Here is a 13902-nt window from a genome sequence, read left to right on the forward strand (position 1 = left end):
ACACCCTTACTGTTCTATTCAAGATGGATAATGACTATCATCGTATCTTAAAATTTAACCTATTCATAAAATAATTCTTCATCTTTTGGTTGCCAAAAGAAAGCAAAGTAATTTTCACCGACAAAAAAGAGTTTATTGTCCATATAAATCGCCTGATTGCCATTCAATAAAAAATTAGTTAATCGGGTATTTTCAATATTTTGGAAAGTGATATATTCCAACTCATTACTTATATCAATACCTACTTTCTTAAAATTTTCAACCTGTTGTTGGTATAAATTTTCATTATTGAAAAACTTTTTAGCATTGATTTTATTCAGAGTTATTGGAAAAGACTGTTGATAATTGAGACAAAAAATATTTTCTTCAATATTTAGTGTCATAGTCATATCATAGAAATCATTTTTATCCTCAAGATAAGAGCGTAAATAGTTATTGGCTTGAAAGTTGGATAATAAAAGACTTTTTGAGGAGTGCTTATTTTTATCTTTAGGCGGAAATTGATTATAACATTCCGATGTCACAGGAATTTCTTTAAATTTCCCATTTTGGTTTACTTGATAATGTTGGATTTCAATAGTTTCATCTTCAAAACGTTGCCGACGTTCAATTGAATAGTTTTTATCTATGTTAAAATAACGATAGCCAACAGGAAGCCCGTATCCTCCAGGCCCGCCCCTTGTCGTGGTTATATAACTAAAAATTAATAGTTTATCTAACACTTTATCATCGTCTGAAAATAAATATAAATACGAATCCCTTTCTCCACTATCCATAACATAACTAATAATATATGGATTAATATTTGAAGAAATTGAAGGTAATTTCGCTGCTAATATATCTTCTCCCTCGTACGAAGGAATATCCAAATACTTTTTATAATGGACAGGTATTTCTTTTAATGAGTCTTCCTTATCTAATTCATACAAATCATAATCATTTAAAGGAGTGTCAATAATCGGTAGTTGTGTCAACTCTTTTGAAAATGATTTGTCATTTGATTGAGAGAGATCTTTTTCTAAGTTTTCTGAAAAAATGAGTAAATATCCTGGTTTAGTCATGAAAACCATAAAATTACCTGTTTTTATTAAGTCTGTAAATTCCTCTTTAAAACAGGGATAATTTTCATTTTCATAGTTATTTCTTGTTACTTCTATTTGGTTTTCTAGTGGGATTTTTTCTTCTATAAAAATTTTTTTATACTTGTCTGTTAGTTCGGGAGATTTCCAATATGATAAAGGTGTTTCAATATCAGTCGTTGTCTCATGTGGCATGGTACAAATTTTATCTAATGTTAAATCGCCATCAATTAAGATTAGTTTAGTTTCTGAATATTTATCTATTAAACGCTCTCTTTCAGAATCTGATTCATAATCTAAAGCTGTATTTTTCGAAACTTTATAAAAATACCATGTTTCGGGTGGTTCGGTTGCATAGACAATGTTTATTGATAAAAATAACACCGTAATAATTTTTAAAAAGATTTTTTTTAATTTCATAATGGTTCTTTCATCGTAAATCATAGATTAGGTATATTTTGCTAACTAAACTCAATTAATATGTATTTTTACATACATGCTTTACATGTAAAGTAAAACTTTAATAAAACCAATTGGTAAGTTATTTATTATCTAACCCAAATTTTCCTGTTTCGGGATTAATTTTATATTTAATCCAACTTCCAGTAGTTGTGGATTCTAAATCATAAATAAAATACAGTGTCCATAAATTATAATCTTCTAGATAATACAGTTTTTCTATGGCCAAACTATCATTTGGATTATTTTTGTATTCATAACATATTAAAGAATCCACTTTTTTATTATTCTTATATGAGATTAATTCGATAGTTATTAAAAATTCGTTTTGAGTTTCTTCTTTTTTTAATTTTAATTCAATATTATTCTTAAGTTTCGATATAGTTATTTCATCATTGTTTAGGTCACGAAATTGCTGATAATAACTTTTTTTTATCTTCGAAAGAGTACATGTGTCATCATCTTCACAAGTTCTATTTACAGATTGTACAAATTCTTTACTTGATATTAATTTTTCACCAGTAAACGAGTTGGTTATTAAGATTTCATTTTTTATAGTATTTGCAATTGCTTTATTAACGTTTCCAAACACAATAAAACAGATAATAATCAGATAAATTAACTGTTTCATTCTTTGATTTCCTTAACTTTCTTCATATCATAATATTCAATATGTAAATGATGATCGTGATTTGTAGTTTCTTTTGGAATATGGTTTAAAAAGTATACTTTACCCTTTATGGAGTAACTCCAACCTAACATTTTTTATCACTTAATATTGAGTGACCTAACAAATTTAATTGTTGATTTAATCCTTTAGCTGATAATAATCTGTCTTTTTCTAAGTTTTTCTAAAGAAATAAATATTTTGTTGGGTCATAAAAATCATAAAATTTACTTTTTTATCAATTACGTATTTCCCCATTTTTATCAATGTAATAATAAGTTACTTTAGTCTGTTCCGATAATAATCTATCATTTTCTTCTATATCTAAGCATTTTTCTTTTTCTATAATTTCAAAATTTCTATTTTTATATAAACGAATTCTTTTGTTAATTGAACATTCTGCTAAAGCTCCATCGACAACAATTATTTTGTCTATAAAATTATAATTTTTATCAAAAATCTGCATTTCGATTGTAAATAAATTTAAATATGAATCTTGTTCATCTGGATCTAAATATGCAAAGAGCAAAATTTTTAAATTTTTATCCAGATGTATTTCTTTAAAAAATTTAGCTTCACCTGTATAAGGCTTTCTATGATTAACCATACTATTCAATGGGGTATTTGGTTGAAAAAGTGAATTTAATGAATTATTTTCATCATATACAACATGATTATCATTGAAAAAATTTTTTAACGTATATTCAGGGGATGAGACCTTTGACGAATATTCTTTAAACTCATAAAGAATTTTATTACTAAATTTATCTTGAGCTTTAACTTGAAAAACTAATAAAGTTACTACAAAAAAAATACCAAACCGCTTAATCTTGATCATATTTTACACTTATATTATTAAAATTATTATATATCATTTATAGTTACACTTTTTATTCACTACCAGATAATGATTAAAACTACAAATAGAATTGACTGTAGGTGCTGAATAGTAAACAAAGTGGTACTAGATAATATGAATATTTCATCTGTTAACCTTTAATCCTTTCCTTATTTTTGAAAAAGTTACGGGTAAAAATCACAACTTTTTCTCTGTAATCACCTAACTTAATGGCTAAAATATGATTTAATAAAAACACTACTAACCATTATAAAATTTCGTATTTTTATATTAGTACGATCTAGATTCTAATAATTTAAAATGTCCTGTATTATCAATTTTATAATGCCTCCATTCTGTAACATGGTGAATTGAATCATCCCCATAATAATTCAATAACCAAACATTTTTGAATTCTTTATCGATATAGTAATATTGTTCAAAAAAAGCTGATTCTAAAATATTTTCCTTATAGATGGGTAAACGGTCTATTAGTTTATTATTTTTTTCAATATTCAAATATATTTCGTATTCAAATTCTTTTATTTGATTTTTAGTAAAATAGAATTTATCTTTATTATTCTCAAAACTATATTCTTTTTCAGCTTGTAATTTGTTTATTACACGGGCAAAATATATATGTAATTCTGTTAGTGGACATTTGTTATAACTATCATACTCATAAGTACCATCACCAGGAAAATTACACTCTTTATTCATTTTATTAACATTTTTTTTATCAATTAACATTGGGTGACCTAACAAATTTAATGGTTGATCTAATCCTCTATATGTGGCTGATGATAATCTGTCTTTTTCTAAATTTTTTGAAAAAATAATTATATATCCTGGTTCGGTCATAAATACCATAAAATTTCCTGTTTTTATTAAGGCGGTAAGATCCTGTTTAGAGCAGGGCGAACCTTTATCATTTAAGTCATTTTTTATTATGTGAATTTGGTTTTCGAGTGGGATTCTCTCTTCTGAAAAAATTTTCTGGTACTTATCTACTTGCTCTGGCGACTTCCAATACGATAATGGTGTAACGATTTCGTTCGTTGCGCCCTCTGGAATAGTGCAAGCTTTATCGATTACTACCTCTTTGTCGCTTATTGTTAGTTTCGTTTGCCAATATCTATATATTAATCGCTCTCTTTCAAAAGTTGGCTCTCCGCCCAAAACAGTATTTTTGGAAACTTTATAAAAATACCATGTTTCGGGTGGTTCGGTTGCATAGACAATATTTATTGATAAAATAAAAAACAAGACTAAATTTAGCAAAATTTTTATTTTCATAATTTTCCACAATTTAATTTATCGACTTTTACATCCATAGATAGTTATATTTTTATCAATTCAATAAGTAATTTCTTTTATTGAAGCAAAGTCAAACTTTTCTGAATGTAAATGAGAGTTATGTAAACCTAAACCATCCTTTGTACCCTTAAGGTCTTCAAAATCTGATTCATACATTAATGTACCAATTCTAAATATAGTAAAATGAAATTTATACAGAGCTTGTACAAATGCTCTGTCTTTATTCCAGTTTGATAAATTATTAACTTTTCGAATATATTTAGTATCAATACTTTGACCATTAATATGTAAAGCACTAGGAAAACAAGAACCTTGCTCGTAAGCACTACCTGTGACTAGAATATTTTCCTTAATCTCAGCTAGTGCGCCTATAAAACCCGCCATAATGTCAGGATTAGTATATTTTCGAAAGGTTTCTGTTAGTTCGCATTTAATAGTCACATCATCATTTTCATAATTTATAATTTCAGGAATTTTTATTAATTGAGCTTCCTCTTGTTGTTGAGTATATAATTTCCAAATGTTTCCTGGTTTTCCATTATTTGCTGTATCGTGAATCCCATATTCTGCAATATCACCATTAGCCATTGTAAGCCGCTGATAGATGCTAACTCCTTTTTCTTTAACTACCCATTCATGAATATCACCATTGGTGTATTTAGCTCTAGCAACCATATATCCGTCATTAACATTTGTTTTAGACTCTGATACAGTACCATGATTTGGGTATGAATAAGTTCCTCCTGCTTTTGAAGATAAAATCTTCTTTTTAATAGTATGCCAATCACAAATACATATTTCATGTTCATTATCCTTTTCATCATGATAAACATACTTATATTTTTGCTTGTAGTCTTTCGATATTTCCTGTGGTATGTGTTTTTCAATTTTTCCATCGTGGTAAATATGATATGTCACTATACCTGGGCTTATAAATCTACCCATTATTGATACTGGATGAATAAACCATGCTTTACCATCAGCAGAAAGATTGCTTAGTGCGGGTGTTTGTGGTGTTTGGTTGTTTGTTGGTTGGGCTTGTTGTTGGTTTTGTGCCACTTTTTGCCACCAAAGTGATGGTTTAATGCGTTGCTCTTTTTCCAGTTGCCAATGTATTTTGGTTTCCTCGTGCGCTTCATCGACACTGTTTAAGGCTGAGTTTCGCTTATAAGGCATGGTTATGTTATTGTCATCTAACCATTTTTCAATTAATTTTTTTTGTTTATGTGTTTCTTTATCAAATAAACTATCTATTTCTTTCCATTTGGTTAGCGCCTCGTCTGCATGCCATTCACTTTCATATTTTATTATTAAGTGACCTATCATTTCGGCTATCCAACTATTGCGTAGACCATCTTTCAGAAATTCAACAGTAAAAGGTGGCAGTCCTTTTTTTCGCTGAACAGAATATAAAAGTGATTCAATTAAGATTTTATGCATAGCTTTCATTGAATCAGTATATTCTTTAATATCTAATGTTCCTGCTCGGTTATCGTTTATTTTAGTATAAAATTCTCCTACAGAAGCTTTTTCGATTACTGTCTCAAATCCTTGCCAATGCCAGGGACTGATTCGTTTAACGTGCTCTTGAGCATCTTTTTTGATGTTTACCCAACCTGTTATTGGCCTACGATCTTCATTTCCTACGTAAACATTTTGACAATTAAACTTATTTACACACATTCATCTCTTTTCTTTCTTTAAAAAGATAATGACATTTAATGGATTCTTGTAATTTAAATTTGCCATTATTTTCTACTGAATATTTACCCCAAAAGTTTAGCGTTTGCCCTTCTTCTAATATATTAGAACTTAATACATAGATATAATTATCAATGAAATAGTATTGTGATTTTGCATAATAACTTTCCATATCATACTCATTAGAGTAAATGATTAGCTGATCAATTACTTTATCATTCATTTCTGTATATATTTTAACTTCATCATCTAATAAGTTTTTCGGATAATTTGGTTCTTTTGTTTTTTTTAAAAATAAATTGACACCGTTTATAGGTGTTAAATATATTTTTTCATTTAATTTTATATTGTCTACTATATTTTCATAATCAAAATTCACCTTAGAAAAGATGCATTTTTCTCTCTCTTCATTGATTTCTTTATCAATTCCTCCATATGGATGAGCCTCATTGCAAGATAAATCTATTTTTTTAGCAAACTCTTTTTTACTTATAAGTTCATCACCTATGTAGTTCTTAGAATCGAGAATTAACTTTGATTTTATACTGGTATCTTTTATCTCTGCATGAATATTAGAGAAGAAAAAACAAAGTAACATTATAAATAATTTTTCTTTCATAATTTATAATCCTTACATATAATTAATCATTAGAATAATTTAATCTCTTTTACTTTAGTATTATCAAAATCGCCTGAGTGTAAATGAGTATGGAGAAGTGCATCTTATTGTTTAGTATTATTATTTTTATTCTCTATAAACATCTAACTTTTTATTAAATAATGAGAAAGTGCTTTTTTGCTTTAGATTTTTTGACTACTAATGCCATGTTCTTTTTGCTTCTTTAAGATAATATGTAAAAGTATTTTTGCTATTGCATTAAATATCAAATTCTTCTAAATACTGTTGAACTGGGTTTTTATCGTAATCTGAATTGAAAAATACAATCAAATTATCAGGAAAATTTATTTGTACATTAAGGTTATTAACTTTTAATGCCCCATAAATTTATCCAACACCCTTCTCGGCAATGTCATGATCTAATAACCAAATATTAAGTTGCTAATAATTAACTAAATGCATATATAAAACTTAGATCATCGACTTTCTAATATTTAATCGATTTTTTCAATCCTTTTGTTCAATTGCTCGGTTAAACATTTAGTGATGGTAAAGGTAAAATTCTCTGCTTCAAAATGATCATCCGGCTCAGTTATTGATAAACATATTTTATTGATTTCCTTATCAATTATTTCTATCGATTGTTTATTATTTATATTTTTTTCTTTTAACTTCTCAAGTTTTTGAGACAAAATATTATGGTAAAAACGATACGAATCAATACTACAACGTGTCGAATATTCTTTTTGATAACATGTTTTTAATTTGTCAACTTCATAATTTGATTCTTCTAATGAACCTTCAAGAATTTTAAAATGATCTGGATAAATGATTTCATATTTATATCCATTATCGATCAACAGTTCTGAAAGTTTAAAATGTAAATTTTCTTTGTCTATTTGATAGTGTTTCCAAAATATAGGCTCCACATTACCATCTATATCCTTGACTGATAATGTATAAATATCCCCGCTATCACTAATATAATAATATTGATTGATTAACCAATAATAACCTTCCACATCATAATAACTCTTCGCTAAAGTAATTTTATCTATAAAATTTGTTTTATTAAAAATGGATAAATTGAGCGCTTTAATGGGGTATTTTATATTGTTAATTATTTTGGCAGAGGTAGTTTTCTCAATAATAAGATCTAGTTTCTCAGAACTATAAATATTTTTTTTATTGTTAATTGTTTCATATAAATTTTCAAAATAGAAAGCAATTTGATTAATTGGACAATTTTCTCTTATCCTTTCTCGTTCAGAATTTGTCATCTGCCAAAAATCAATTGTTTTACGGCAATCTTTTTCTAATTGAATTATATCCATTGAAGGAATATTAGATTTACCTTTATAATCATCCGCCACATTAAATTGCTCAGCATAGCTATTAAAAATAAGCAAATTCATTATCACCGCTATATATATTGATTTTTTCATAAACTACTCCTTTGTTGAATTAAAAATACCAGAAGGAGTCATTTGAAATTCTACAGTTTTGGTATCGATTTGATTATTTTTTGGCTCCTCATCGTCCTCAAAAAGGTTTTCTTGCTGATATTGAGTTATCAAAATTTTTCCATTTGGATTTATAATAAAGTCATTCCAGTATGATATTTCACCACCCTCAACTTTATAAAGTAATATTGCATCAATAACCTCCCCTTGATTATCATAACTATATAATTGAAAAGTAAAAACTTTACCATCATTTTCACCTGTCGCCATCTGTATAACGCCTTTATATAAAATATTTTTATAATAAAAATAACAATGAGGAAAATAAAATGTCGTTTTAGCGAGATAATCAAATAATTTAGGTTTATATGAAAATTCTTTATTAGTGAACCTGAGAGGAAACGGCATATCAGGAGACAAATACAACCCATATTCTCCCCAATAATAGTATTTTTTTAATTCATTAGAGGAATAAGGTAAGTTTATTTTTTTATAGTAATTTAATTCACTTGTTACATTTGTTGAAAATGCATAATTTACAGATAAATAACTTATAAAAAAAATAATTAAATATTTTCTGAATAATTTCATTATGTTATTTCCTCTAAACTTTAAAATTGAATTTTCTATTTTTCATTTTATCTCCTGAAATTAAAAAATAATAAATTAATTCCAAAAAATTCAAATCAATCTTGTTTTTTTATGATCAAATTAAAATCAAAACCACAAATATGTAAATGATGATAGTGCTCATATCCACCTTTACCCTCTTTGTGCATATGTTTAGTATAAGAAAGTAATGTGTTAGCTTTTTTGTTATAAGTAAAGTATTCAGAATACATTAACGAAGTTCTTGCCCAACCAAATTTATGTAATGCTATATTAAATTTTTCTTGTTCATTAAAATCAAAGGTGGAATAACTTAACCAAGTTAATTCTCCATTTCTTTTTGTTGATATATACCTTAAATCTCCAGCGACGCCATTAATATGAGACTTACTTTGAACTGACTTAGCATCATATGTACTAAATCCATTGAATCCTAAATAGTCAACATTTAATTCAAGCATGGCTCCAAGTAATCCTGCAAAACAATCGGGATTTATATACCATCTTTTACTATCACTATTAAATGTTTTAAATTTTGCTTTAACATTTCCTTCTTTTGAACTATATCCTTCTTCAAACTCCTTTACATTGATTAATTCTACATCATAATCTAAAGCTACATTTCCTCTTTCCATTGCTTTTGTTTTATGTATATTAAAAATACCAATTTCATGTTGATTTTTATTTACATCATGATAAACATACTTATATTTTTGCTCGTAGCCTTTCGATATTTCCAGTGGTATATGTTTTTCAATTTTTCCATCGTGGTAAATATGATATGTCACTATACCTGGGCTTATAAATCTACCCATTATTGATACTGGATGAATAAACCATGCTTTGCCATCAGCAGAAAGATTGCTTAGAGCGGGTGTTTGTGGTGTTTGGTTGTTTGATGATTGGGTTGCTTGAGATTGTGCTACTTCTCGCCACCAAAGGGAGGGTTTAATGCGTTGCTCTTTTTCCAGTTGCCAATGTATTTTGGTTTCCTCGTGCGCTTCATCGACACTGTTTAAGGCTGAGTTTCGCTTATAAGGCATGGTTATGTTATTGTCATCTAACCATTTTTCAATTAATTTTTTTTGTTTCTGTGTTTCTTTCTCAAATAAACTATCTATTTCGTTCCATTTGGTTAGCGCTTCGTCTGCATACCATTCACTTTCATATTTTATTATTAAGTGACCTATCATTTCGGCTATCCAACTATTGCGTAGGCCATCTTTCAGAAATTCAATAGTAAAAGGTGGCAGTCCTTTTTTTCGCTGAACAGAATATAAAAGTGATTCAATTAAGATTTTATGCATAGCTTTCATTGAATCAGTATATTCTTTAATGTCCAATGTTCCTGCTCGGTTATCGTTTATTTTAGTATAAAATTCTCCCACACTAGCTTTTTCGATTACTGTCTCAAATCCTTGCCAATGCCATGGGCTGATTCGTTTAACGTGCTCTTGAGCATCTTTTTTGATGTTTACCCAACCTGTTATTGACCAACGCTCTTCATTTCCTGCGGTGACTTTTACCCAAATTGAATCCGTGCTTTCGTCTTCTATAGTGATTAAATTCTCATTACTTAATGAATCTAATGATACTGTCCGTGGAAAATGTACCGTGTTATCTTTAGTTGCAGGAGGTAAATTATCAAATGATAGCGGAAAATTATTCCAATAAGGAATTACGGTATTGAGTGTCCCATCTTGTCCAAATAAGTGAGAGACATCTTTTGACGCTATCCAATAATGTTTAGTATTCACACAAAAACGTATTTTGACAGATGAACTATTGTGATCAACTTCAACAAGTTCAACCTTATCCGGAATATCAGACTTGGTTAACTGCGGATAAGTTTTATTATATCTATTTTCTAACTGTTCTTTATTGTCGGCTGTTAAAGTGATTTCTAAAGTCTTATTCGATAAGTCGTTATCATTTTCTTCAATTTTTTCATCAACTTTAGATTGTGCAGCCAGATTGTTATCAGCATAGTATTCCTTTGAATTTAAAGTATATTCCAAGTTAATTTTAACGTAATAACTATCTTTATCACTGGTAAACTTTATTCCTAATCCTGAATTTAATTTTCCATCCGCTTCTGATGCTTGTATCAATCTTGCACCTTTTTCAACCAGAATTAAGTTTTTTTCACTTTCGGGTAAATTATCGGCTAAAGCACGGGTTTGGGTAATAAATGCTGATAAATCCTCACCGGTAAATAATTCAACATGTAACAGTTGCGGTAATTTTTTATCTGATGGTCGTTTTATTGTGGCTATAGATGCTTGTGTAGGCTCGTTAAAACTATTTTTTTTGAGTTGATTATGCCCGATATAACCAATAAAATCGCCACTAGAAATTGCAATCGGTGATTTTAATACCACAATGTCATTGAATTTTTCAGGTTTAAATGTGAATGAAGTCAGTGAGGTTACTTTGACATAACCTTTATGTGGTGCGTCTGAACTGCCATTTTCTTTTACTAATAGGTTTGGAACGTCACAATCATTAATCTTACGAATTTTAGCGTATCCGTTTTCTTGCCCATCTAATTCAAATGTTGCTTTTGGTGGTAAATAAGTCAATTTTTGTTTATTATCTCCCTCACTCAATTGAAGGTCAGTAAACAAAACTTCAGGAGTTGGATAATTAAGTAATAAAGGTATAAAAAACTCAGGGTAATGGTAATACTTTTTTATTTTCTCAAAATCCTTTTGAAAAGACTGTTTTTTTCTATTGATGATATTTAGTTTATCTAACCATTTAAAGTAATTCGATTGTTTTATGTCAACCATAATTATTTATTTCACTTAAATTAATATTTATAATTTAAGTGAAATCATTATACATATTGTTTTTTTATTTAAAAAATTGGTAAGGATATGCATATTTGGCAATACTACAGTCAAAATTTGTTTTATCACATGATAATAAAGTGTATTTATTATTGTTTTTCATATAAACTTCATCAAATAAAGCAAAATCAAAATCTTTTTCATTTAATTCAATTTCTGATTTAATAAAGCCAAATTCATAAATAGTTTTATCATTAAGTTTTATTGAAATAAAGTAATAAGGTGGATGGTGTTCAATAATTTCGAAGTTTAATCCGCCATTATCGCATTCTTTATTCGCAGTAATAGGTAAAATTGCATAAGGGTGATTAAAATCATTATCATGATATAGTTCAATTGACCACCATTTTGAAGCTGGATTCAAATAAGCATTATTTAGTGCTTTTTTTAATAATTCTATAGGTTCATTGAAATATATTTTACCTTTTGTGAGAGGGATTCCCTCACTTGATGAAATCAAAATACAATAGTCGGGTTGTTTTGTTGAAGTAATTGTTAAAGTCTCAATATCCTTTCCGTTATAATATGAAATAGAATTATTATTTAAAGCTAATACAACTTTATTGTAAGCAAAAATATCAATAGTAAAAAAAAATAAAAGTAAAAACATATAATTGATCATCTTTATCATTAGAAGTTAACCTCTAATTTATCTGTTTTGTAGTTATAAAATAAGTCTCTTACTGTAATAAAAAATTGAAATTGCTGCATATATAGAGTTGGAACTTTGCTCCCAAAATATCCTGTTAGTGAGGTATGTGAGGCTATTGTTGGAGCGTAAAAACCTAAATATACAGTCAATTCTCGTACAAATGTTACGCAGCTGTTACTATAAATTGAATAAGGCTTTCTATTAGGATCATCATTTTCTTTTATTTTTTTTTCACAATATTCTACTGCCTTATCATATATGTTGTCACTCCTAAGAATTCCTCCTTCAATTCTTCCTTTCTGTCCTGATGATGCTGATATTTTGCGTAATACTTGTTTTAATGATGTTATTGTTATCATTTTTTTTGGAGTTATTTCAACATTATTTATTGGAACATTTCTCGTTCTCCCAAGATCTCCTGGAGGATATCGACCATATTCATAATATTTGGTTTTACCATTTTGACCATTAATTATTAATACTCCAGCATGCCCCAAATAAGGAACCCGGTCTGTGCCTAAATATTTATTTGACGTCGCTGCACTTCCTCCTTCTAATCGAATAAGATAATCAGGAAAAACTAATGGAATTAAATAGTCTTCAGATCCACTAATATAAGCTTCCTTCACATCATCATTGTCAATTTTATTCATTTCTGAATTCATTATTTCAATTTTACTCATAAATCTATCATCTCTTAAATCAAATTCAATTATTTGTAAATGATGGTTTAAAAATCCTTAAATTAACAATTTCATTATTTTCTGAAATAATTTTTTTAGTATATCCTTTATTATCGCTTATTCCTTTTAACTTAATACCATTAGCTAATATAATTTCATATTTAACCTTTTTTAAAGGTTCATTTGTATTGGTATCTTTCAATAGAAATTTTATATGATATAAACTATCTTCCGTTTTACATGGTAAATATAGGCTATCAATTTGTGATATTTCTGGCCCCATTTTCTGCAATGCATTACTTTTTATATAAACATTATCAGCGGTGCCCAGTTCAATCCCAGCACTACTGAGTTTGATGTATGAACCGCCACACATTAACGTCAGTTCTTCACTTGCGGTGACCGTCAGCTTTCCATCCACACTGTCTATTTTAATATCTTGCTTGGCAGCCATATTCAGGTTGGCATTTTGCGCTTGCACCTCAACATCACCTTGGTTGGCAAAGACTTTCATTCCTGATTTATGAGCAAACAGACCGATTGATTCACCGGATGAGACGGTAATGTTTTTTAACGCATTAATGTCAGTCTGGTTTTCACTGGTCACCGATACACTGTTTGAAGTGGACAGTTGGATGTTTTCCGGACTGGTTAAAGCGATACCTTCTTGCGCATAAGCAAGAATGCCACTTTGGGCTAATTGAGTTAATGTCGCTTTAAGTTGCTCCTGACTGTCGGTATCCGCACCATGTGCTTCAGATGAGGTTGCTGCATTTTGCAGTGCTTTAGCAATTGATAACGCATTTTCAAGCTGGGTAATGGCACCTTGCATATCAAGTTGTTTACCCTGTGCCTTAGGCTCGGTCTGACTGGTCAGGTATAAACCTTTATTGGCAGCAATCGCTCCCCACTCATCGGTGCGCAGTTCAAATCCCTCACCTCGCTGCTCTTTGTTTTGGTCAA

Annotated in this window: 12 protein-coding genes; all 12 read right to left on the reverse strand. The window is 28.8% G+C overall.

Features of this window, described 5'->3' with window-relative positions; all coding sequences use genetic code 11:
* Positions 1–59: 59 nt before the first annotated feature.
* Entirely contained in the window at positions 60–1499 is a 1440-nt protein-coding gene (locus H3S88_RS09130; RefSeq protein ID WP_198228640.1) for a hypothetical protein, read from the reverse strand.
* A 121-nt stretch (positions 1500–1620) separates the two neighbouring features.
* Complete coding sequence (locus tag H3S88_RS09135) at positions 1621–2169, reverse strand: hypothetical protein (protein ID WP_198228641.1); 549 nt, start codon at positions 2167–2169, stop codon at positions 1621–1623.
* A gap of 274 nt (positions 2170–2443) precedes the next feature.
* Complete coding sequence (locus H3S88_RS09140; protein ID WP_086301156.1) at positions 2444–3043, reverse strand: hypothetical protein; 600 nt, start codon at positions 3041–3043, stop codon at positions 2444–2446.
* 291 nt (positions 3044–3334) lie between these two features.
* A complete protein-coding gene (locus H3S88_RS09145) occupies positions 3335–4339 on the reverse strand; it encodes a hypothetical protein (protein WP_198228642.1) in 1005 nt (334 codons plus the stop codon).
* A gap of 60 nt (positions 4340–4399) precedes the next feature.
* On the reverse strand, positions 4400–6043 hold the full coding sequence (locus H3S88_RS09150; protein WP_198228643.1) for a hypothetical protein: 1644 nt from the start codon (positions 6041–6043) through the stop codon (positions 4400–4402).
* Positions 6030–6680, reverse strand: coding sequence for a hypothetical protein (locus H3S88_RS09155; RefSeq protein ID WP_198228644.1), 651 nt, complete (start codon positions 6678–6680; stop codon positions 6030–6032). The genes H3S88_RS09150 and H3S88_RS09155 overlap by 14 nt, the downstream gene beginning before the upstream one ends.
* Before the next feature lie 494 nt (positions 6681–7174).
* Entirely contained in the window at positions 7175–8125 is a 951-nt protein-coding gene (locus tag H3S88_RS09160; RefSeq protein WP_198228645.1) for a hypothetical protein, read from the reverse strand.
* A gap of 3 nt (positions 8126–8128) precedes the next feature.
* Positions 8129–8734, reverse strand: coding sequence for a hypothetical protein (locus H3S88_RS09165; RefSeq protein ID WP_198228646.1), 606 nt, complete (start codon positions 8732–8734; stop codon positions 8129–8131).
* 95 nt (positions 8735–8829) lie between these two features.
* The gene (locus H3S88_RS09170) at positions 8830–11544 is read right to left on the reverse strand and encodes a hypothetical protein (protein ID WP_198228647.1); all 2715 of its coding nucleotides are present in this window, start codon (positions 11542–11544) and stop codon (positions 8830–8832) included.
* A 64-nt stretch (positions 11545–11608) separates the two neighbouring features.
* A complete protein-coding gene (locus tag H3S88_RS09175; RefSeq protein ID WP_198228648.1) occupies positions 11609–12214 on the reverse strand; it encodes a hypothetical protein in 606 nt (201 codons plus the stop codon).
* Between the two features lie 20 nt (positions 12215–12234).
* Positions 12235–12939 carry a hypothetical protein gene (locus H3S88_RS09180; RefSeq protein ID WP_198228649.1) on the reverse strand — a complete coding sequence of 235 codons (705 nt, stop codon included), beginning with the start codon at positions 12937–12939 and terminating at the stop codon, positions 12235–12237.
* Between the two features lie 25 nt (positions 12940–12964).
* The coding region (locus H3S88_RS09185; RefSeq protein WP_198228650.1) for a type VI secretion system Vgr family protein at positions 12965–13902 on the reverse strand (938 nt) is incomplete at its 5' end.

Origin of the sequence: Gilliamella sp. B14448G11, assembly GCF_016101765.1 — a bacterium.
Taxonomy (GTDB): domain Bacteria; phylum Pseudomonadota; class Gammaproteobacteria; order Enterobacterales; family Orbaceae; genus Gilliamella; species Gilliamella apicola_N.

Bases quoted from the DNA above. Each gene is read 5' to 3' on its own strand.
- H3S88_RS09130 (WP_198228640.1), bottom strand. From the start codon at position 1,499: ATGAAATTAAAAAAAATCTTTTTAAAAATTATTACGGTGTTATTTTTA.
- H3S88_RS09135 (WP_198228641.1), bottom strand. From the start codon at position 2,169: ATGAAACAGTTAATTTATCTGATTATTATCTGTTTTATTGTGTTTGGA.
- H3S88_RS09140 (WP_086301156.1), bottom strand. From the start codon at position 3,043: ATGATCAAGATTAAGCGGTTTGGTATTTTTTTTGTAGTAACTTTATTA.
- H3S88_RS09145 (WP_198228642.1), bottom strand. From the start codon at position 4,339: ATGAAAATAAAAATTTTGCTAAATTTAGTCTTGTTTTTTATTTTATCA.
- H3S88_RS09150 (WP_198228643.1), bottom strand. From the start codon at position 6,043: ATGTGTGTAAATAAGTTTAATTGTCAAAATGTTTACGTAGGAAATGAA.
- H3S88_RS09155 (WP_198228644.1), bottom strand. From the start codon at position 6,680: ATGAAAGAAAAATTATTTATAATGTTACTTTGTTTTTTCTTCTCTAAT.
- H3S88_RS09160 (WP_198228645.1), bottom strand. From the start codon at position 8,125: ATGAAAAAATCAATATATATAGCGGTGATAATGAATTTGCTTATTTTT.
- H3S88_RS09165 (WP_198228646.1), bottom strand. From the start codon at position 8,734: ATGAAATTATTCAGAAAATATTTAATTATTTTTTTTATAAGTTATTTA.
- H3S88_RS09170 (WP_198228647.1), bottom strand. From the start codon at position 11,544: ATGGTTGACATAAAACAATCGAATTACTTTAAATGGTTAGATAAACTA.
- H3S88_RS09175 (WP_198228648.1), bottom strand. From the start codon at position 12,214: ATGTTTTTACTTTTATTTTTTTTTACTATTGATATTTTTGCTTACAAT.
- H3S88_RS09180 (WP_198228649.1), bottom strand. From the start codon at position 12,939: ATGAGTAAAATTGAAATAATGAATTCAGAAATGAATAAAATTGACAAT.